Here is a 20,131-nt window from a genome sequence, read left to right as displayed (position 1 = left end):
CTTCCCCCCGCTGATCCCCCGTACGTCTTGCGCTGTGGGTCGTACGTCGTGCCGTGTACGTCCTACGGGCGCGGGCCGGACGCGTGGTTGTCCAGCGTCTGGATCTCCTCGCCCGAAGCGTGGTTGTCGAGCGGCTTGATCTCGATGCCGGAGGCGTGGTTGTCCATCGGCGTGATGTCGACGCCCGGAGCAGGGCTCTCCAGCGGCTTGATCTCGATGCCCGAGGCGTGGTTGTCGAGCGGCTTGATGTCGCCGTCGGTCGGCAGGATGTTCTCGTTCGTCGTCATCGGATCTCCTGATGGATGGGTCGGGCCCGTTCGGCGATTCCCCCGAGGATCGCCGAACGGGTAGTCCTCCAACCGACCCGGATGCCCCCCGACGCGCCGGGTCGATGCACTAATACTGTCGTGTGGCGATAAACGAACGATGAACGCCTCATTCATCGGGCGTCGACCTGCTCCGTCGCAGGTCAGCGCCCTGCGGAGCGCGCCAGGCGGAAGCCCACGTCGTCGACCCGGAAGGTGGGGTGGCTGCGGCGCCGCGCCGAGGCCCGGCAGCTCCAGTGCTCGTCGAACCAGCCGCCGCCGCGCAGCACCCGGTAGGTGCCGTAGACCTCGGGGTCGTAGACGTCCCAGCACCAGTCCCAGACGTTGCCGAGCATGTCGTGGAAGCCCCACGCGTTGGGCCGCTTGCCGCCCACCTCGTGGATGCGCTCCTGCGAGTTGCCCCGGTACCAGGCGATCTCGTCGAGCGGTCCGTAGTGCGGTCCGGTCGTACCGGCACGGCAGGCGTGCTCCCACTCGGCTTCGGTCGGCAGCCGGTACCCGTCGGCGGACGCGTCCCACTCGACGCCGGCGCCGGCTCCGATGCCTTCGCCCTCGCCCTCGGCATCGAGCCGGTACGCGGGCGTGAACCCGTCCTGCCGGGAGAGGGCGTTGCAGAACCGGACCGCGTCCCACCAGGAAACGCCCTCGACCGGCAGCCGGTCCCCCTGCCCGCTGCCCGGCCGCTCCCCGGTGACCTGCGCGTACAAAGACTGGGTGACCGGGAACGCCGCCAGCCGGTACGGCAGGACCTCGACCGTCCAGCTCCGCTGTGTCCGCCGGTCCGACAGCGTCACCCGCCCCGGCGGGACGGCGATCAACTCGTTCATCTCGTTCCTCGTGCTCGGGCTCGTGCTCGGGCTGGTGCTCGTGTTCGTGCCGGTGCCCAAGGGTCAGGCCGCGAGCTCCGAGGCCAGCAGGGCCTGGACTTCCGCCAGTTCGGCCGACCCCAGCTGCCTGAACACCGTCTCCGCCTCACGCCAGCACGCCCGTGCCCGGTCCGTCTGCCCCAGCTGCCGCAGCGCCCTGCCCAGCACCGTCAGTACGGTCGCCCGCCGCCACTCGCCGCCGATCCCGCGCAGCGCGATGGCCTGTTCGGCGTGCGAGGCGGCCAGGGTCGGCCGGCGCGCGGCCAGATGGGCCTCGGCGAGGCGGAAGTGGGTCACGCCCTCCCACAGGGGCTGGCGGTTGTCGTGGAACAGCGACAGCGCCTCGGCGAGCTGCGCCAGTGCCTCGCCGAGCCGGCCCGCCTGGGTGAGGGCGATGCCGAGCGCGTAGCGGCCGTTGGCCAGGCGCAGGGTCAGCCCCATCCGGTCGTAGATGGCGATGCCCTGCTGGGCGAGGTCTATCGCGCTGGCGAGGCGGCCCAGCTCCACGTGGATGCGGGAGAGGTTGCACAGCGCGCTGGCCTCGCCGATGTTGTTGCCGTCGGCGCGGAAGTTCTCGATGGCCTCCAGCAGGTACCGCTCGCCGTCCGCGTGCCGGCCCTGGTAGAGGGCGATGATCCCGCGGTCGTTGGGCGCCCAGCAGCGGGGCAGCGGGTCGCCGGCCTCGCGGGCGAGCACCGTGGCCTGGCGGGCCTCGTCGTCGGCCTCGGTGAAACGGCCGGTGAAGAGGTGGACCATGGTGAGGGTGGTACGGGCCCGCCCCTCCGAGCGCGGGTCCTGCGCGGCGTGTGCGGCGTCGCGCAGGGCCATGGCGGCCGACTCGTACTGCTTGGAGTTGGCCCCCGACTCGGCGAGGTCCTTGGCCGCCCACAGCAGGTCCACGGCCCGGCGCAGGACCTCGGTCTCGTCGGTGCGCGCGGCGGCCTGCCGTACGCACGCCAGCAGCGGGTCGGCCTCGGCGTACAGCCAGTCCAGGGCAGCGCGGGGCTCGCCGAAGACCAGCCCGGGGTAGTTGGTGTCGGACAGGTGCGCGGGGAGGCGGTCGCCGGGGCGTTCCAGGGCGTAGACCCCGGAGGCGGTGGCCAGGTAGAAGTCCAGCAGCCGGTCCAGGGCGGCGTCGCGCCCGCCCGGCGGCTGCTCGTCGCGTTCGGCGCACGCACGCGCGTAGAGGCGTACGAGGTCGTGGAAGCGGTAGCGGCCGGGGGCGGCCGATTCGAGGAGGGAACAGTCCACTAAGGCTTCGAGGAGGTCCTCGGTGTCGTACTCGGGCAGGTCCAGTACGGCGGCGGCCGCCGAGAGGGAGATGTCGGGGCCGTCGGCGAGGCCGAGGAGGCGGAAGGCGCGCTGCTGGGCCGGCTCCAGCTGGCCGTAGCCGAGCTCGAAGGTGGCCTTGACGGCGAGGTCGCCGGTCTGGAGCTCGTCGAGGCGGCGGCGTTCGTCGGCCAGCTTGGCGGCGAGGATCGACACGGTCCAGGTGCGGCGGGCGGCGAGGCGGGAGGCGGCGATCCGGATGGCGAGCGGCAGGAACCCGCAGGCGCCGACGACGTCGAGGGCGGCCTTCCGTTCGGCTCCTACGCGCTCGGCCCCGACGATCCGGGTGAAGAGCTGGAGGGCCTCCTCGGGGCTCATCACGTCGAGGTCGACGAGATGGGCCCCGGCGAGGCCCGCCATGCGGACCCGGCTGGTGACCAGCGCGGCGCAGCCCGCCGTGCCCGGCAGCAGCGGGCGGACCTGGGCGGCGTCGCGGGCGTTGTCGAGCAGGACCAGGACGCGGCGGCCGTCGAGGGTGGATCGGTAGAGCGCGGCGCGGTCGGCGGGGGAGTCGGGGATGGCGGTGTCGGGGGTGCCCAGCGCGCGCAGGAACGAGCCGAGGACGGCCTCCGGTTCGGCGGGGCGGGCCTCGGTGCCCTGGAGGTCCACGTAGAGCTGGCCGTCCGGGAAGTGCGGGCGGGCGGCGTGCGCGACGTGCACGGCGAGGGTGGTCTTGCCGACGCCGCCGATCCCGGCGAGCGCGGAGACGGCCATGACCTGGCCCTCGGCGCCGCCGGAGAGGATGGCGCCGAGTTCGTCGACGAAGCTGGTGCGGCCCGTGAAGTCGGGCACGGTGGCGGGCAGCTGGGCCGGCCTCACATGGACGGCGGCGGCCGCCGGGGCCGGGTCCTCGGCGCGGGCCAGGTCGGCGTCGGCGTTGAGGATGCGCTGCTGGAGGGCGGCGAGTTCGGGGCGCGGGTCCACGCCGAGCTCGTCGGCGAGGAGCCGGCGGGTGTCGGCGTAGACGGCGAGGGCCTCGGCCTGCCGGCCGCTGCGGTAGAGGGCGAGCATGAGCAGCTCGCGCAGGCGCTCGCGCAGCGGGTGGGCGGCGGTGAGCGCGGTGAGCTCGGAGACGGCCTCGGCGTGGTGGCCGACCTCCAGGTCGAGGTCGAGGCGGGTCTCCAGCAGTTGCAGGTGCCACTCGGCGAGCCGGGTGCGCTCGGTGGCGGCCGCGGGGCCGGGGACTCCGGCGAGGGGTTCGCCGTCCCACAGGTCCAGGGCGCGGGCCAGGAGCGTACGGGCGAGGGCGCGGTCACCGGCTTCGCGCGCCGTCTCGGCGTCGGTGACGAGGCTGCGGGCGACGCCGAGGTCGAGGGTGGCGGTGGAGCGCAGCCGGATGGCGTACCCGCCGGACTCGGTGACGAGCAGCCCGGGGTCGAGGACCTTGCGCAGGCGGGAGGCGTACGTCCGGATGGTGGCGAGGGCCTGCTGCGGCGGGTCCTCGCCCCAGATGGCGTCGATGAGCTCGGGCGCGGTGGCGGTGCGGCCGTCGCGCAGCAGGAGCGTCGCGAGCAGGGCCCGCTGCTGGGGGGTGCCGGAGGGCAGGGCGTCGGCGCCGCGCCAGGCGCGGATGGGGCCGAGGACGGCGAAGCGGGACCCTGCGGGGGCGGGGGCCGCGGCCGCGGCCGTGGAGGGGTCGTCGGGGAATGTGGCGGCCGGTTTCGCGAGGGCTGCCGGGTCCGTGGGGGCGGCCGCGCGTGCGGGGGCTGCGCTCTTGCGGGTGGTCCGGGATGCCTCGGGGTGGTTCCGCGGGTTCCGCGGGTGCGGGATGGCCGGTACGCCGTCCATCTGTCGTCCCCCCTGCCTTCCGTCGGTGTAATGGTCAGTCTGCCCTGTCTCGCGCGTACACGTCAGCCCGTCCCGGGCCGATCGGCCCCCAACTAGCTGACGGTTCGTCAGATCGGCGCTACCGTATGAGTCATGGAGACCTTCCCGAAGATCATCTCGGTGGACGACCACACGGTGGAGCCCCCCCACGTCTGGCGGGACCGGCTCCCGTCCAAGTACAAGGACACCGGCCCGCGGGTCGTCCGCGCCCCCTTGAAGGAAATGACCTTCCTGGGCGGCAAGTTCGCTCCTGTCATGGGGGCCAAGGGTGACGACGGCCCGATCGGCGACTGGTGGGTGTACGAGGACCTGCACCGGCCCCTCACCCGCCTCGACACCGCCGTCGGGTACGACCGCGACGAGATCAAACTGGAAGTCATCACCTACGAGCAGATGCGCCCGGGGTCGTTCTCGGTTCCCGACCGTCTCGCGGACATGGACGTCAACCACGTCCAGTCGGCGCTCTGCTTCCCCACCTTCCCCCGCTTCTGCGGCCAGACCTTCACCGAGGCCGCCGACCGTGAGCTCGGGCTGCTGGGCGTACGGGCGTACAACGACTGGATGGTCGAGGAGTGGTGCGGCCCGGACGCGCGGGGCCGGCTGATCCCGCTGACCCTCATCCCCCTGTGGGACGCGCGCCTCGCCGCGGCCGAGGTCCGGCGCAACGCGGCGCGCGGCGTCCGGGCGGTCGCCTTCTCGGAGATACCCCCGCACCTGGGCCTCCCGTCCATCCACACGGACGAGTGGGACCCGTTCCTCCAGGCGTGCGACGAGACCGGCACGGTCATCGCCATGCACATCGGCTCCTCGTCCCGCATGCCGTCCACCTCGGCGGACGCCCCGCCGGCGGTCGGATCCACCATCACCTTCGCCAACTGCTGCTTCTCGATGGTCGACTGGCTGATGAGCGGCAAGTTCGAGCGCTTTCCCAACCTGAAGATCATGTACGCGGAGGGCCAGATCGGCTGGATCCCGTACATCCTGGAGCGCGCGAACGTGGTCTGGGAGGAGAACCGCGGCTGGGGCGGAGTGGCCGACAAGGTCCACCGGCCGCCGTCGGAGCTCTTCGCGGAGCACGTCTTCGGCTGCTTCTTCGACGACGCCTTCGGCCTGAAGAACCTGGACTCGATCGGCGTCGGCAACGTCCTCTACGAGACGGACTACCCGCACTCGGACTCGACCTGGCCGAAGTCCCGCGAGGTCGGCGAGGCCCAGATGGGCCACCTGCCCCCGGACGTGATCGACCGCATCGTGCGCGGCAACGCGATCGACCTGCTGGGCCTGACGCCGGAGGGCCTGTGGGCGGGGCCGGGGGCGTGACCGGGCAGCCCGGGCAGCCCGGGCGGAGCGGCCGGCACCGGCCCTGAGGTACGCGGCGCCCCACTTCCGGTGGGGCGCCGGTGTCGCGGCCCTGTTCCCCGGCCGACTCGGCCACGGCCCGTCGGCGCACCTGGAGGCGGCGATCGGCTGCCGGGCCCCTTGCAACCGCACCCGCCTCCGGGGCATGCTTCGCCGGGGCAAAGCGGAAGGATCATCATGCCGGTGGACAAGCGGACCCTGGTGACAGCGGTGCTGTGTGCTGCGGCGGCTCTGGGAGCCTCCGCCGCGGTGGCCGAGCTGGTGCCGCCGCCCGACGGGGCCCAGTCCGTGCGGGTGAAGGCGGGGCCGACGGGTTCACCGACCACGCCGTCGCGTTCGCAAGCGGCAAAGCCTCAGCTCTCCACCCCGCCCGGGGGTGCGTTGCCGCCTGCCGTCACGCCCCCGCCCGGTGGGCCCGCGGCCTTCACCGGCGCTCTCTTCACGGACGGTCTGGACAGTGATCACTTCTGCACGGCCACGGTGGTGCACAGCCCGGGCCGGAACCTGATCGTCACCGCCGGGCACTGTCTGCTCGACGGACAACAGGGCAACGGCACGGCCGTCTTCGCACCTGCGTACGCGAATGGCCAGGCCCCGTACGGCACATGGAAGCTGGAGGAAGTCTTCGAGGACGGCCGGTGGGCCGAGGGTACGGACGACGACTACGACCTCGCCTTCGCCCGCCTGGCTCCCGACGCCAAGGGCCGCAGCATCGAGAGCGTGACCGGTGCGGCCGTGCTGGACACCAGCGGCCGCGCGGGCGAGGAGGTCACCGTCACCGGCTACCCCGCCGACCGCAAGGTTCCCCGTACCTGCACGGCGGTCGCCGTCCGCGAGAGTGAGACCGAACAGCGCTTCGACTGCGCGGACTTCCCGGGCGGCACCAGCGGCAGCGCGTGGATCGCCCGCGACGGAAAGATCATCGGCATCCTGACGGGCGGCGACACCGACGACGTGTCGACCAGCACCGTCCTCGGTGACTACGCGGCCGCGCTGTACGCCAAGGCCACCGGCGCCAAGCGCTGACCCCGGGCATCCACTCGGCAGAATCGTCCGCATGCAGAAGAAGATCGAGGACATGGCCCGCCGCCTGGCCGAGGTGCCCGGGGTCGTCGCCGTGCTGCTCGGCGGCAGCCGGGCGCGCGGGGAGCACCGGCCGGACTCAGACTGGGATCTCGGCGTCTACTACCGCGGCGAGCTCGATCTCGCCGCGCTCGGCGCCCTCGCCGGGCCCGGGGTGGAGGTGGCCGGACCGGGCGGCTGGGGGCCGTGGGTCAACGGCGGCGCGTGGCTGACGGTCGACGGGGTGGCGGTGGACTGGATCCTGCGGGATGCGGACCGGGTCGCGCGGGTCTGGGAGGACTGCCGCGAGGGCCGGTACGAGGTGGGCGTGCAGGCGGGGCATCCGCTCGGGTTCTGGTCGCCCTGCTACGCGGGTGAGGTGGCGCTCGGCCGGGTACTGGCCGACCCGGGCGGTGAGCTGACGGACCTCCGGCGGCGGACCGCGGACTACCCCGAGGCGCTGCGGCAGGCGCTCACGGCGGGTGCCTGGGAGGCGGAGTTCCTGGTCGCCGCCGCGGCGAAGGGGGCGGCCCGGGCGGACGTGCTCCACGTCTCGCTCTGCCTGTCCCGGGCGGTGGGCGTCCTGGTGCAGGCGCTGTATGCCGAGGACCGGCGCTGGTGCCTCAACGAGAAGGGCGCGCTGGCCGTAGCCGAGACGCTGCCGGGCGCGCCGCCCGGCTTCGGCCCGCGGGTCCGCGCCCTGCTGGGGGCGCCCGGCGCGACGGCCGAGCAGCTGGTGGCGACGGTGGCCGAGGCGCGGCTCCTGGCCGAGGAGACCGTCGCCGCACTACGGGGCCGCGCCACCCCCGAAGCCGCTCCCTCGACCGCCACCTGAGCCACCCCTACGCGAGCAGCCCCAAGTGGACCGGATCCGCCGGTGCGTTCGCCAGGAGGTCAGGCAGGCTCGGCGGCCAAAGCGGTTCGCCGAGGGTGGCCAGGCGCTCCTGGGACAGCCACTGCCAGTGGATGCCGGGGTACTCCAGCACCGGCTCGCGGCGCGGGCCCGTCGTGAGGTAGATGTGCTCGTGCTGGCGGACGGGGATCCCCTGGTGCGTGAAGTCGTGCTCCCAGGTGCACAGCAGCCGCCCGGGCTCCAGGTCGGTCCAGCCGGTCTCCTCGCGGAGTTCGCGGCGTACGCACTCCTCGGGGCTCTCGCCTGGGTCCATCCCGCCGCCGGGCGGCAGCCAGTGGATGCCGACCTCCACGTTGTCCTCGCGGAAGAGGAACACCGACCCGACGGGGGACAGGATGACAACACGCGCTGCGTGACGTGGAGTTCGCATCGAATCAGCGTACGCCGGTGATCCTCCCAGGGGCATGCCCTGCGCGGACGCCGACGAGCACCCGATCGGGTCGCTGCCCTCCTCACGGTGGCGGAGGAGGGGCTGGAGTCACCTGTTCCGGAACCTGCCGATCAATGCCGTGCGTCACAACCGCGCGGGCGGCCGGCTCGCCCGGGCCGCTTCCGCCGAGAAGGGGGGCTGACGGTGTCGGACACCGGCCCGGTGATCGATCCGGCCGGTGCGCCGAGGCTCCTGGAGCCCTTCCGGCGGCGCGCGCAGCGGCAGCACGCCGCAGGCGAGGCCGCCGGGTTGGGGCTCTCGATCACCGCCTCGACCGCGCGGGCGCACGGGGCGGAGCTGACCGCACGGGCCAACCCGGCGCCGGGCGGCGGCCTGACGGTACGGGTCGGATTCCCGGTGGGAAACGCCCGATACGGCAGGGCAGCGTTCAGCCGCACGGAAGACCTGCTGATGTACGGTCGGTTCAATGAGCAAGCACCGCCGAGCCCGCTCCCGTACCCGCACGCCCGCCCGACCCCGTAAGACGTCGGGCTCGTCCCGCCGGGTGGTCCTCGCCGCCACCCTCGGCCTGGTGACCTTCGCCGCGGGCTGGGTATACACCGTCGACCAGAAGGCAGTCGGCAGCGCGCCGCAGGCGTGGGCGGACCACCGGCCGCCGGCGGCGGACCGCGCGGCGCGCGACGCCCACCGCGACATCCCCCGCGACGCCCTCCAGGGCCTGACCGGCATCAGCGAGCAGACACGGGCGCAGATCCCGGCCGAGTCCCGTCAGCTCGTCCTGGTCACCGGCAAGGCCCCGGACTCCTCGGAGTCCACCGCCACGCTCTACACCCGCCCCGCGGCCGGCGCCGACTGGGCGCGAGCCGAGAGCTGGCCGGCCCGCAACGGTGCGAAGGGCTGGTCCACGACCGCGGAGCGCACGTACGGCGACCTGACCTCTCCGCAGGGCGTGTTCGCGCTGACCGAGGCGGGCGGCCTGCTGGCGCCGCCGCCCGGCACCCGGCTCCCCTACGACAAGGACCGCGCCTTCGTCGCCTCGGGGCGCGGGGTGAACGGCGAGTCCCTGGCGGGGTCCTTCGACTACGTCGTCGCCATCGACTTCAACCGTCGGCCGGGCCGCTCGCCCCTGGACCAGGCCAAGCCCGAGGGCGAGGAGAAGGGCGGCAACATCTGGCTCCACGTGGACCACGACGGTCCCTCCCAGGGGTGCGTCGGCATCCCGAAGGAGGCGATGAAGAAGGTCCTGGAGACCCTCGATCCGGCGGCGAAGCCGGTCATCGTGATGGGTCCGGAAGGCTTCTGACCGGAGCGGGTGCCGGATCCGCGGCCCCTGCCCCTGTCCCTGCCCCTGTCCCCGTCCGGTCCGGTCGGCGGCGGCCGCTGAGCAGCAGCCCGATGTAGACCAGGTCGAAGACGCTGCACAGGAGACCGAGCCCGAGGATGAAGGGCGAGTGCTCCAGCACGCCGAACAGCAGGGTCGGGGCCAGCGTGCCCAGCCACTTGGCGACGGCGATGGTCGGGGACTGTCCGCGCGGCCCTTGCCGGGCGGCGTAGAGGCCGATGAACAGACCCGACATCAGCAGGTTCTGCAGGAACGCCGAGTAGCGGGAGGCGTCGTGCGCCCCGAAGTGGGCGAGGAGCAGCCCCTGCACGGCGAACCCGGTACCGAACACCAGGATCGACCAGGCGGCGAAGAGCGGCCGGGTCACGAACCGCGGCAGTTCGGCCCGCCCGAACCGCAGATACGTGGCGATGATCACGATGTCGGCGGCCGCCCACACCACGTTCACCACGCCCTGCGGGGAGACCCCGGTCGCGAGATCGCGGACCGCGTAGACCGACTCCCAGGCGAAGTTCAGCGCGAGGGCGGCCAGCGGCATCGAGTACGTCCGGTCGCGCAGCCCGACGCGGATCGCCTCCACGTACACGACGGTCCAGGCGATCCCGCTGACCAGCGTGAGAATGAGGTCCATCCGCCGCACCCTAGGCGGTCTCGTAGCTCTGGAACCAGTGGGTATCGAAGTACCGGGCCGTCGCGAAGGGGTGCCGCCGGTCGGTGAGCAGGCGGTGGACGAACTCGGCGGTCGTCCCGTCGAACCGCCGCCACGAGTCGGGGACGTCCTCCTTCATGAGGATGGGCCACCGGTCGGGGTCCGGGTCCTCGGTGAGCCAGAAGAACTGGTCGGCCTGCTCGGAGGACGCCCACTCCAGCAGCCCGCCGGGGGCCGGGTACACCTCGTACGGTTCCCACAGACCGCTGTCGTGCGCCTTGGCCCACTCGCCCAGGAACTGTGTGTGCAAGGCGATGTCGTCGCTCCTGAAAGGGGCGTCGGGTATGTGGAGCCGGAGGTATCCGTCGAAGGCGCCGTACCCGAACAGCTCGGCGAGCTGCTTGTAGTCGCCGGGCAGCGCGGTCCCGATCCGGGCCTCGACCGCCGCCCAGTCGACCGTACGCGCGCGCGTCGTGTCCCATCCCGTGACGGCGACGACCCCGTCCACCCAGGACGTCACCTCCGCCAGGTCCGCCGCCGGGTCCTCCCGTTTCGCGACCAGCGCCACGAGCCGCACCCGGTCGTCGAAGCGGGCGGCGCCGCAGCCGATCCACCGGCCCGCGTGTGCCCACGCGCGCATCTCCACGATCCGCTCGCCGAACGGGGCCAGCAGCGGCAGCCCGGTCCGCACGCTCACGGTCGGATCGGCGTACCCGCCCGTGGCGAGGTCGCGCGGCTGTCCGTACCGCCCGCTGAGCGCCTCCTGGAGCGCGGCGAGGTCGTTCTCGTCCGAGAGCGCCAGGCACACGTGTCCCGCCGGATGTCCTGCCTCGTCACACGCCAGATCGCCCGTACCCGGCCAGAGCAGGTGGTGGACGGCCGAGAGGAGTTCTTCCTGTTCGTCCATGACGGGCATTGAACCGGACGCCACCGACATCGGCGGGGCCGGGCCGGTCGGACCCCTTGCCTGACGGTCCGTCAGCTACGACGATGGCCCGGCACCGAATGACGAATCGGCAGACGCAGCAGTCGAAGCCGACGAAGCAGACGACTAGTCGAAGGCGAGGCGGGTCCGCCATGGCGCGCGTGTTTCCGGAAGGTCGGCTGGTCCACGGGATGCAGCTCCCGGTCCAGTCGCAGAGCACCATCTACGCCGAGCCCTGGGAGGCGTCGGCCACCGCCGCCGATCTCGCCGAGGTGGCGCGGGCCGCCGACCGGGCCGGCTTCGGCTACGTCGCCACCTGCGACCACGTCGCCGTCCCGCGCCGGCTCGCCGGACCCATGAGCACCGTCTGGTACGACCCGGTGGCCACCCTGTCCTTCCTCGCCGGCATCACCGAGCACGTGCGGCTGCTCAGCCACGTCGCGATCCTCGGCCTGCGCCACCCGCTGATCAGCGCCAAGCAGTACGCCACCCTCGACCACCTCTCCGGCGGACGGCTGATCCTCGGCGTCGGCGCCGGGCACGTGCAGGAGGAGTTCGAGATCCTCGGCGTGGACTTCGCCCGCCGCGGGGCCGTCCTCGACGAGACGCTCGACGCGCTGCGGGCGGCGCTGGGGCCCGAGGAGTACCCGGAGTTCGAGGGCGAACTGTTCTCCTTCAAGGACCTCGGCCAGCTGCCTCGGCCCGCCCAGGAGCGGATCCCCGTCTGGGTGGGCGGCTCCTCGCCCGCCGCCGTGCGCAGGGCCGCCGTCCGCGGCGACGGCTGGCTCCCGCAGGGCGACCCGCGCGACAGGCTTCCGGCGCAGATCGCCCGTATCAAGGAGCTCCGCGAGGCGGCCGGAGTCACCGCACCCGTCGAGATCGGCGCGATCACCGAGCCGCTGTACGTCGGCGAGCCCGGCTGGGACACCGGCCGCCGCGCCCTCACCGGCAAGGCGGAGGCGCTCGCCGAGTCCCTGCGGGAGTACAAGGCGCTCGGCGTCGACCAGATCCAGGTCCGGTTCCGCAATCGCGACCGCGCCGAACTCGTCGACCAGATCACCGCTTTCGGGGCCGAGGTGGCCCCGCTTCTCAACGACTAGGAGTCGTGACCATGGGCAAGCTGGACGGGCGCGTCGTGATCATCACCGGCGCCGCACGGGGCCAGGGCGAGCAGGAGGCCCGCCTCTTCGCCGCCGAGGGGGCCAAGGTGCTCCTCGGTGACGTGCTGGACGAGCAGGGCGCCGCCGTGGCCAAGGAGATTGGCGAGGACCGGGCCCGGTACGTACGCCTCGACGTGAGCCGCGAGGAGGACTGGGCCGGGGCGGTCGCCGCCGCGAAGGAGGCCTTCGGCCCGGTCGACGGCCTGGTCAACAACGCGGGCATCCTGCGCTTCAACGAGCTGACCGCGACCCCGCTGGAGGAGTTCCAGCAGGTGGTCCAGGTCAACCAGGTGGGTGCCTTCCTCGGTATCAAGTCGGTCGCCCCCGAGATCGAGGCCGCCGGCGGCGGCACCATCGTCAACACCTCCTCGTACACGGGCCTGACGGGCATGGCGTACGTCGGCACGTACGCCGCGACCAAGGCGGCCATCCTCGGCCTGACCCGGGTGGCCGCGCTGGAGCTGGCCGGCAAGGGGATACGGGTCAACGCGATGTGTCCTGGCGCCGTGGACACCCCGATGGCCAATCCCGGCCTGCTGGACCCGGCGAACATGACCGACGAGGCCAGGGACGCGATGGCGGAGCTGTACAAGCGGGTCGTCCCGATGGGGCGGGTGGGGCAGCCGGAGGAGATCGCGAAGCTCGCCCTCTTCCTTACCGGCGAGGACTCCTCGTACATCACCGGCCAGCCGTTCGTGATCGACGGCGGCTGGATGGCCGGCGTCAGCATCCTCTAGCCGCCCTCCAGCCATATCTGATGGAGCGTCAGGTATTGACGCTCCGCCCCCGCCGATGGAACAGTCGAGACATCGAATCTGACGCAACGTCAGAAATCAAAGGACGGTGAACCCCCTTGGAATTCGGGCTCTTCGTGCAGGGATACGTGGCCGAGTCACGGTCCAAGGTCGACCCCGAGGCAGAGCACAAGGCGCTGATCGAGGAGACCGACTACGTCATCCAGGCAGACAAGTCGGGCTTCAAGTACGCCTGGGCCTCCGAGCACCACTTCCTGGAGGAGTATTCGCACCTCTCGGCGAACGAGGTCTTCCTCGGGTACCTCGCGCACGCCACCGAGCGGATCCACCTCGGCTCCGGCATCTTCAACCCGCTCGCGCCGGTGAACCACCCGGTGAAGGTGGCCGAGAAGGTCGCCATGCTCGACCACCTCTCCAAGGGCCGCTTCGAGTTCGGCACCGGCCGCGGCGCGGGCAGCCACGAGATCCTCGGATTCCTGCCCGGCATCGAGGACATGAACGGCACGAAGGAGATCTGGGAGGAGACCATCGCGGAGTTCCCCAAGATGTTCCTCCAGGAGGAGTACGAGGGGTTCCAGGGCAAGCACTGGTCGCTGCCGCCGCGGAAGGTCTTCCCCAAGCCGTACGGCAAGGCGCACCCGGCCATGTGGTACGCCGCCGGGTCCCCGTCCTCGTACGCGATGGCTGCGAAGAAGGGGCTCGGGGTCCTCGGCTTCAGCGTCCAGAAGGTCTCGGACATGGAGTGGGTGCTGGATCAGTACAAGACGGCGATCCAGGAGGCGAAGGCGATCGGCGCCTTCGTCAACGACAACGTCATGGTCACCTCGACCGCGATATGCGCCGAGACCCACGACAAGGCGGTCGAGATCGCGGTCAACGCCAACATGAACCGCTTCCAGTCGCTGGTCTTCCGCTACCACGACACCTTCCCGCGGCCGGAGGCCATCCCGCAGTGGCCGGAGCTGCTGCCGGAGTACAACGCGGAGATCATCGAGCTGCTGATCGCCGAGGAGCTGCTGATCTGCGGTGACCCGTCGGAGGTCCTCCAGCAGTGCAAGCGCTGGGAACAGGCGGGCGCGGACCAGCTGTCCTTCGGCCTGCCGACCGGGGTGTCGTACGAGGACACGATGACCACGATCAAGCTCATCGGCGAGCACGTGATCCCGGAGATCGACACGGACCCGGTCCACCGCACGACGCGCTTCCGCCAGGCCGTCTGACCCGGCGGGGAGAACGGGGACGGCGTCTTCCCGGACCGCCGTCCCGCACCGGCCCCGGCCGGAGGCCATGCCGAGGCCGCGGTCGCCCGGCGGCCTCTGGCCGGGGCACGAGCCCAATCCAGCCTCGCCGGCGTTTGAGGCGCGGGGTCTGGGGCGGAGCCCCAGGAAACCCGGCTCCGCCGGGCATCGGGCTCTGCCCGGACCCGCGCCTCAGACGCCGGCGGGGCTCAAAGTGCGAAGGGACGTCATGCTCGACCACCTGATCAAGGGCGCCACCGTCGTGGACGGCACCGGCGCCCCCGCCCGCGTCGCAGACATCGGCCTGCGCGACGGCCGGATCGCCGTCATCGCGGCGCCCGGCACCGTCACCGAAGAGGCCCGCACCAGTGAGGACGCCACCGGCCTCGTCCTCACCCCCGGCTTCGTCGACCCGCACACGCACTACGACGCCCAGCTGTTCTGGGACCCGTACGCGACCCCCTCCATGAACCACGGCGTCACCACCGTCGCCGGCGGGAACTGCGGCTTCACGCTGGCCCCGCTCAACCCGGCCCGCCCGGAAGACGCCGACTACACCCGCCGCATGATGAGCAAGGTCGAGGGCATGGCCCTCAAGGCCCTGGAGGAGGGCGTCGACTGGACCTGGTCCACCTTCGGCGAGTACCTCGACGCCCTGGAGGGCCGGATCGCCGTCAACGCCGGCTTCATGGTCGGCCACTGCGCACTGCGCCGCCACGTCATGGGCGAGGACGCGGTCGGCGGGCAGCCCACGCCCGAGCAGCTCCAGCAGATGATCGACCTCTTCCACGACGCCATGGACGCCGGCGCCTGGGGCCTGTCCACCACCCAGTCCTCCACGCACTCCGACGGCGCCGGCGCCCCCGTCGCCTCCCGGCACGCCGGGCCCGGCGAACTCCTCGCGCTCTCCAAGGCCGTCGCCGAACACGAGGGCACCCAGCTGGAGGCGATCGTCGCGGGCTGCCTCGACCAGTTCTCCGACGAGGAGATCGACCTCTTCGTCGAGATGAGCGCCGCCGCCGGACGGCCCCTGAACTGGAACGTCCTCACCATCGACGCCTCCGTCCCCGAGAGGGTCCCGCGCCAGCTGATCCCCAGCGAACGCGCCCGCAAGGCCGGCGGCCGCATCGTGGCGCTGACGATGCCGATCCTCACCCCCATGAACATGTCGCTGGGCACCTTCTGCGCGCTCAATCTCATCCCCGGCTGGGGCGAGGTCCTCGCCCTGCCCGTCCCCGAGCGGATCGCGAAGCTGCGCGACGCGGACGTGCGGGCCGAGATGCTGCGCCGCGCCGACAGCAAGGAGGCCGGCGTCTTCCGGCGCCTCGCCAACTTCGGCCGCTACGTCATCGGCGACACGTACAGCAAGGAGAACGAGGGCCTCTCCGGCCGCGTCGTGCGCGACATCGCGGCCGAGCGCGGACAGGACCCGTTCCACTGCCTGGTGGAGATCTGCGCCAACGACGACCTCCGTACGGTCCTGTGGCCGATGCCCACCGACAACGACCCCGCCAGCTGGGCGCTGCGCGCCGAGACCTGGCAGCACGAGGACGTCATGCTCGGCGGCTCCGACGCGGGCGCGCACCTGGACCGGATGTGCGGAGCCCCGTACACGACCCGTTTCCTCGGCGACTGCCTGCGCGGCCGCAAGCTGGTGCCGCTGGAGCAGGCGGTGCGGATGCTCACCGACGACCCGGCCCAGCTGTTCGGGCTGCGCGAGCGCGGCCGCATATCCGAGGGCTACCACGCGGACCTGGTGCTCTTCGATCCGGCGCGCATCGATGCCGGACCGGCGACGCTGGTCCACGACCTGCCCGGGGACAGCCCGCGGCTGGACGCGCGGGCCATCGGGATCGTCTCGGTACGGGTCAACGGCGTGGAGACCATCCGCGACGACGAGGTGACGGGCGCGATTCCGGGCGTCGTGCTCCGGTCGGGCCGGGACACGAGGACGGTGAGCACACGGTGACCGGAGCGCAGAGGCTCTTCATCGGCGGCGAGTGGGTGGAACCCGACGGCGGCCACTACGAGGTGATCGACCCGGCGGACGAGTCGGTGGCCGGGCTCGCGCCCGAGGCCTCGCGAGCCCAGGTCGAGCAGGCGGCGCGCGCCGCGGCCGAGGCCTTCGGCGCGTGGTCCCGTACGAGCCCGGAGGAGCGGGCGGCCATCCTCGACCGGGCCGCGGACATCATCCAGCGGGAGTTCGAGCCGTGGGCGGCCCTGGCCCGGGCGGAGACGGGCGCGCCGACGGGCATCGCGCGCGGGATGCAGGTCGGCGTCGGGGTATCGCGCTTCCGGCGGTACGCGAAGGGGGCCCTGGAACCGGTCGAGCGCGGGCTGCCGCCGCAGGTCACGGAGGCCGGCCCGATGGGGAAGGCGTCCATCCTGGGCGCGCTGGAGGTGCGCCAGCCGGTCGGCGTGGTCACCTGCATCACTTCGTACAACAACCCGTGGGCCAACCCGGCGGGCAAGGTCGCCCCGGCCCTGGCCATGGGCAACACGGTGGTGGTCAAACCGGCCCCGCAGGACCCGCTGTCGGTGTTCAAGATGGCCGAGGCACTCGCGGAGGCCGGGGTTCCGGCGGGCGTGGTGAACGTGGTCGGCGGGCAGGCGGTGGAGGTCGGCGAGGCCGCCGTGGACTCCCCGTACGTGGACATGGTGTCCTTCACCGGTTCCACGGGCGTCGGCCGGCGCATCGCGGAGGTCTGCGGCCGGACGATGAAGCGGCAGCTGATGGAGCTGGGCGGCAAGGGCGCGGCCGTCGTCCTGGAGGACGCCGACCTGGACGCGGCGGTGATGGGGATCGGGACGACCTTCTCCTTCTACTCCGGGCAGATCTGCACGGCTCCGACGCGGGTGATCGTGCACCGATCGGTCTACGAGCAGCTGGTCGAGAAGCTGACCGGTTACCTGGCCTTCATGAAGGTCGGCGACCCGAAGGTGCAGGGCACGGTGGTGGGCCCGGTGATCTCGGCGGCGCACCGGGACCGCGTGGAGTCGTACGTCGAGCTGGGCCGCAAGGAGGGGGCGCGGATCGCGTACGGCGGCGAGCGCCCGGTCGTCGGGGACGGCCGCGGTTTCTACGTGGCGCCGACCCTGCTGGTGGACTGCACGAACGACATGCGCGTGGTCCGGGAGGAGATCTTCGGCCCGGTCGTCGTGGTCGTGCCCTTCGACGGGGGCGAGGACGAGGCCGTCGAGCTGGCCAACGACAGCGACTTCGGCCTGCTCAGCTACGTGTGGTCCGGCGACTCCGCACGCGCGTTCCGCGTGGCGCGGCGGCTGCGGTCGGGCGGGGTGGGCGTCAACACCATCGGCCGGAACATGGAGGCGCCGTTCGGCGGCTTCAAGAGGTCGGGCGTGGGCCGGGACGTGGGCTCGTACGCCTTGCACGCGTACAGCGAGATGCAGTCGATCGTCTGGAGCGGCTGAGGGTGATGGCCGGGTCGGGGGCTCGTCCGCTCTCCCCGACCGGGCCGTTCTCCCCCGACCGGGCCGTCGTCAGTCCTTGTAGTAGTCGGTGAGGACGCAGCCCTTCACCAGGGCGGGTTCCTTCCGGTAGCCGCTCGGCGGGTTGAACTCCGCGTGGCAGTTCAGCATGAGCAGTCCGCTCTGCGGGGAGAGCATGGCGCTCATGGCTTCCTCGCTCTCGGATCCGGCGGCGAAGTCCTGGCCGATGATGGGCCCGCTGTTGACGTTCCCGCCCTCTTTGCCCTTGTCGACCTCGGCCTTGTAGGCGGTCTGGAAGGTCTTGGCGTCCTTGATCATGAAGATGGAGGTGACGTTGCGTCGTCCGCAGTAGCCGCGCTCGGTGACCGAGAAGGTCGCTCCGTACTTGGCGTCCGGGGCCTCGCTCGAATTCTTCTCGGGGCTGACCTGGTCGCACTTGGTGAATCCGTTGATGAGGCGGGCGGCGCCGGCCATGGACCCCGCCTTGGGCAGCCCCTTGAAGCCCGTCCCGCTCTTGGGGACCGATCCGTCGACCCCGCCGTTCTTCTGCGGGACGCCGTCGTTACCTCCGCTGATTCCGCCGAGCGCCGGGTTGTCGCTCCCCTCGCCTCCGCAGGCGGTGAGGGTGAGGAGAGCCGTGAGGGCAGTGACCGTGGTGACCAGTGACTTGATGCGCACGGCTGGGACTCTAGGGCGATGATCATGAGCACGGCAAGCCGGTGGAGGGGGAGTGGCCGCGGTCACACAGGAAAGTTGAAAGGGTGCGAAACGGACAAGGGTACGGTTTCCGCATAACGGAACCCCGCGTCCGGTGCCTGTTGAACCGCGGCTGGATCTCCGAGGGAACCTTGTATTGCGCGTTCATCAACCGAATCCACCTCCGGATTCCAAGGGGTTCGGCGCTCTTCTGATGCGGACTTAAGTCCTCCATATGTGGAAAACGCACCGTCTAACGTCCTGGCACATGACTCAGCTGGACGTCCGGCCCCAGGCCGGAGACACGGTGGACGGCATCGCCCGGGGCGAGGGCGACGTGCGCGGCAAGGGCCTCGGCAAGGGGTCCGTCGGGCTGGTGGGCAGCGCCGTCATCGGCATCTCCACCGTCGCTCCCGTCTACTGCCTGACCTCGACCCTCGGTTCCACGGCGGGTGAGGTCGGCGTCCGGATGCCGGCGGTGTTCCTGGCCGGCTTCCTCCCGATGCTGCTGGTCGCCTTCGCGTACCGCGAGCTCAACAAGGCCATGCCGGACTGCGGCACCTCCTTCACCTGGACCGTCAAGGCCTTCGGCCCGCGGATCGGATGGATGTGCGGCTGGGGTCTGGTGATCGCCACGATCATCGTGCTCTCCAACCTGGCCGGCGTCGCCACCTCCTACTTCTGGCTGCTGGCCGGCGAGATCACGAGCGATCCGTCGATCGCCGCCCTGGACGACAACAAGCTCGTCCACATCGCCACCTGCCTCACCCTGATCGCCGTCGCGACCGCCATCAGCTACCGCGGCATGACGGCCACCAAGGGCGTCCAGTACGCGCTGGTCGGGCTCCAGCTCCTGGTCCTCGCCGTCTTCGTCGCGATGGCTCTCCAGAAGGCCTCCGCCGGCACCTTCGACACCGGCCTGGACTTCTCCTGGTCCTGGATGAACCCCTTCGCGGTCGAGTCCATGGCGGCCTTCACCGCCGGACTCTCGCTCTCGATCTTCATGTACTGGGGCTGGGACGCGTGCCTGGCCACCAACGAGGAGACCACCGGCTCCGCCAAGACCCCGGGCCGCGCCTCCCTCATCGCGATGGTCGTCCTGGTCGGCTCCTACCTGGCCACCGGCGTCGCCGCCCAGATGGCCGTCGGCGCCGGGGGTGCGGGCCTCGGCCTCGCCAACGAGGAGACCTCCGGCAACGTCTTCGCCGCCCTCGCCGGTCCCGTCATGGGCCCGCTGCTCGGCATCCTGCTCTTCGTCGCCGTCCTCGCCTCGGCCGCCGCCTCCCTGCAGACCACCTTCATCCCGGTGGCCCGTACGGTCCTGGCCATGTCGACCTACGAGGCGCTGCCGGCCTCGTACGCCAAGGTCCACGAGCGCTTCAAGACCCCGGGCCGCGCCACGGTCGTGGCGGGCATCGCCACCGGCGCCTTCTACACCGTCATGAGCCTGGTCAGCGAGAACGTCCTGACCGACACGATCTTCGCGCTCGGTCTGATGATCTGCTTCTACTACTCGCTGACGGCCTTCGCCTGCGCCTGGTACTTCCGCGGCGACCTGCGCCGCAGCGCCCGCGACCTCTTCTTCAAGGGCGTCTTCCCGGTCCTGGGCGGCCTGCTGCTGGCCGCGGTCTTCTTCAAGACCCTGTACGACGCCTGGGACCCTTCCTACGGCTCCGGCTCCACCATCCCCGGCCTGGGCGTCGGCAACGTCTTCGTCATCGGCGTCGGCCTGCTGGCCCTCGGCCTGGCCGTCATGTTCGTCACCGAACGCCGCAGCCCGGCCTTCTTCCGCGGCGAGGTCCTGACGAAGTCCACCCCGGCCCTGGTGGTCGAGGACTGACCC

The 20,131-nt window shown here is 71.8% G+C and carries 18 protein-coding genes; 11 read left to right on the top strand and 7 right to left on the bottom strand.

What is annotated here, in order from left to right; genetic code table 11:
- Positions 1 to 62: 62 nt before the first annotated feature.
- The 3 genes from ACFYOB_RS15750 to ACFYOB_RS15740 form a co-directional block, all read right to left on the bottom strand.
- Complete coding sequence (locus tag ACFYOB_RS15750) at positions 63 to 287, bottom strand: hypothetical protein (protein ID WP_328926217.1); 225 nt, start codon at positions 285 to 287, stop codon at positions 63 to 65.
- Positions 288 to 469: 182 nt separating this feature from the next.
- On the bottom strand, positions 470 to 1,153 hold the full coding sequence (locus ACFYOB_RS15745) for a formylglycine-generating enzyme family protein (RefSeq protein ID WP_388560106.1): 684 nt from the start codon (positions 1,151 to 1,153) through the stop codon (positions 470 to 472).
- Between the two features lie 63 nt (positions 1,154 to 1,216).
- Entirely contained in the window at positions 1,217 to 4,309 is a 3,093-nt protein-coding gene (locus ACFYOB_RS15740; RefSeq protein WP_388560104.1) for a BTAD domain-containing putative transcriptional regulator, read from the bottom strand.
- 132 nt (positions 4,310 to 4,441) lie between these two features.
- Here ACFYOB_RS15740 and ACFYOB_RS15735 point away from each other — a divergent pair, with 132 nt between their 5' ends.
- From ACFYOB_RS15735 to ACFYOB_RS15725, 3 genes are all read left to right on the top strand, one after another.
- On the top strand, positions 4,442 to 5,668 hold the full coding sequence (locus ACFYOB_RS15735) for an amidohydrolase family protein (RefSeq protein ID WP_388560102.1): 1,227 nt from the start codon (positions 4,442 to 4,444) through the stop codon (positions 5,666 to 5,668).
- Positions 5,669 to 5,884: 216 nt separating this feature from the next.
- Positions 5,885 to 6,733, top strand: coding sequence for a trypsin-like serine peptidase (locus ACFYOB_RS15730; RefSeq protein WP_388560100.1), 849 nt, complete (start codon positions 5,885 to 5,887; stop codon positions 6,731 to 6,733).
- 31 nt (positions 6,734 to 6,764) lie between these two features.
- Entirely contained in the window at positions 6,765 to 7,604 is an 840-nt protein-coding gene (locus tag ACFYOB_RS15725) for a nucleotidyltransferase domain-containing protein (RefSeq protein ID WP_388560098.1), read from the top strand.
- A gap of 7 nt (positions 7,605 to 7,611) precedes the next feature.
- Here the strand turns inward: ACFYOB_RS15725 and ACFYOB_RS15720 are convergent, their stop codons facing one another.
- Complete coding sequence (locus tag ACFYOB_RS15720) at positions 7,612 to 8,052, bottom strand: NUDIX hydrolase (RefSeq protein WP_388560096.1); 441 nt, start codon at positions 8,050 to 8,052, stop codon at positions 7,612 to 7,614.
- Between the two features lie 204 nt (positions 8,053 to 8,256).
- Between ACFYOB_RS15720 and ACFYOB_RS15715 the strand changes: the two genes are divergently transcribed.
- A complete protein-coding gene (locus tag ACFYOB_RS15715; RefSeq protein WP_388560094.1) occupies positions 8,257 to 8,595 on the top strand; it encodes a sensor histidine kinase in 339 nt (112 codons plus the stop codon).
- Positions 8,540 to 9,376 carry a hypothetical protein gene (locus ACFYOB_RS15710; protein WP_388560092.1) on the top strand — a complete coding sequence of 279 codons (837 nt, stop codon included), beginning with the start codon at positions 8,540 to 8,542 and terminating at the stop codon, positions 9,374 to 9,376. Before ACFYOB_RS15715 ends, ACFYOB_RS15710 begins: the two co-directional genes overlap by 56 nt.
- Here the strand turns inward: ACFYOB_RS15710 and ACFYOB_RS15705 are convergent.
- Positions 9,348 to 10,046, bottom strand: a complete 699-nt coding sequence (locus ACFYOB_RS15705; protein ID WP_388560090.1) for a hypothetical protein — start codon at positions 10,044 to 10,046, stop codon at positions 9,348 to 9,350. The two genes, ACFYOB_RS15710 and ACFYOB_RS15705, sit on opposite strands and share 29 nt — an antisense overlap.
- 10 nt (positions 10,047 to 10,056) lie before the next feature.
- Complete coding sequence (locus tag ACFYOB_RS15700; RefSeq protein WP_388560088.1) at positions 10,057 to 10,971, bottom strand: hypothetical protein; 915 nt, start codon at positions 10,969 to 10,971, stop codon at positions 10,057 to 10,059.
- Positions 10,972 to 11,141: 170 nt separating this feature from the next.
- Between ACFYOB_RS15700 and ACFYOB_RS15695 the strand changes: the two genes are divergently transcribed.
- The 5 genes from ACFYOB_RS15695 to ACFYOB_RS15675 all read left to right on the top strand — a co-directional run bounded on the left by ACFYOB_RS15695 (position 11,142) and on the right by ACFYOB_RS15675 (position 17,574).
- A complete protein-coding gene (locus ACFYOB_RS15695) occupies positions 11,142 to 12,089 on the top strand; it encodes an LLM class F420-dependent oxidoreductase (protein ID WP_388560087.1) in 948 nt (315 codons plus the stop codon).
- Positions 12,090 to 12,100: 11 nt separating this feature from the next.
- Entirely contained in the window at positions 12,101 to 12,886 is a 786-nt protein-coding gene (locus ACFYOB_RS15690) for an SDR family NAD(P)-dependent oxidoreductase (protein ID WP_388560085.1), read from the top strand.
- Positions 12,887 to 13,002: 116 nt separating this feature from the next.
- Positions 13,003 to 14,124 carry an LLM class flavin-dependent oxidoreductase gene (locus tag ACFYOB_RS15685; protein ID WP_388560083.1) on the top strand — a complete coding sequence of 374 codons (1,122 nt, stop codon included), beginning with the start codon at positions 13,003 to 13,005 and terminating at the stop codon, positions 14,122 to 14,124.
- A 247-nt stretch (positions 14,125 to 14,371) separates the two neighbouring features.
- Positions 14,372 to 16,111, top strand: a complete 1,740-nt coding sequence (locus ACFYOB_RS15680) for an amidohydrolase family protein (RefSeq protein ID WP_388560081.1) — start codon at positions 14,372 to 14,374, stop codon at positions 16,109 to 16,111.
- Positions 16,108 to 17,574, top strand: coding sequence for an aldehyde dehydrogenase family protein (locus ACFYOB_RS15675; RefSeq protein WP_388560079.1), 1,467 nt, complete (start codon positions 16,108 to 16,110; stop codon positions 17,572 to 17,574). Before ACFYOB_RS15680 ends, ACFYOB_RS15675 begins: the two co-directional genes overlap by 4 nt.
- 69 nt (positions 17,575 to 17,643) lie before the next feature.
- Here the strand turns inward: ACFYOB_RS15675 and ACFYOB_RS15670 are convergent, their stop codons facing one another.
- Complete coding sequence (locus tag ACFYOB_RS15670; RefSeq protein ID WP_388560077.1) at positions 17,644 to 18,270, bottom strand: hypothetical protein; 627 nt, start codon at positions 18,268 to 18,270, stop codon at positions 17,644 to 17,646.
- A 286-nt stretch (positions 18,271 to 18,556) separates the two neighbouring features.
- Here ACFYOB_RS15670 and ACFYOB_RS15665 point away from each other — a divergent pair, with 286 nt between their 5' ends.
- A complete protein-coding gene (locus tag ACFYOB_RS15665; protein WP_388560075.1) occupies positions 18,557 to 20,128 on the top strand; it encodes an APC family permease in 1,572 nt (523 codons plus the stop codon).
- Positions 20,129 to 20,131 lie beyond the last annotated feature (3 nt).

Origin of the sequence: Streptomyces sp. NPDC006463 (assembly GCF_042870715.1) — a bacterium.
GTDB lineage: Bacteria > Actinomycetota > Actinomycetes > Streptomycetales > Streptomycetaceae > Streptomyces.
Note: the sequence above shows the minus strand (reverse complement) of the source record. Positions and strands in the feature narration are given on the sequence as shown.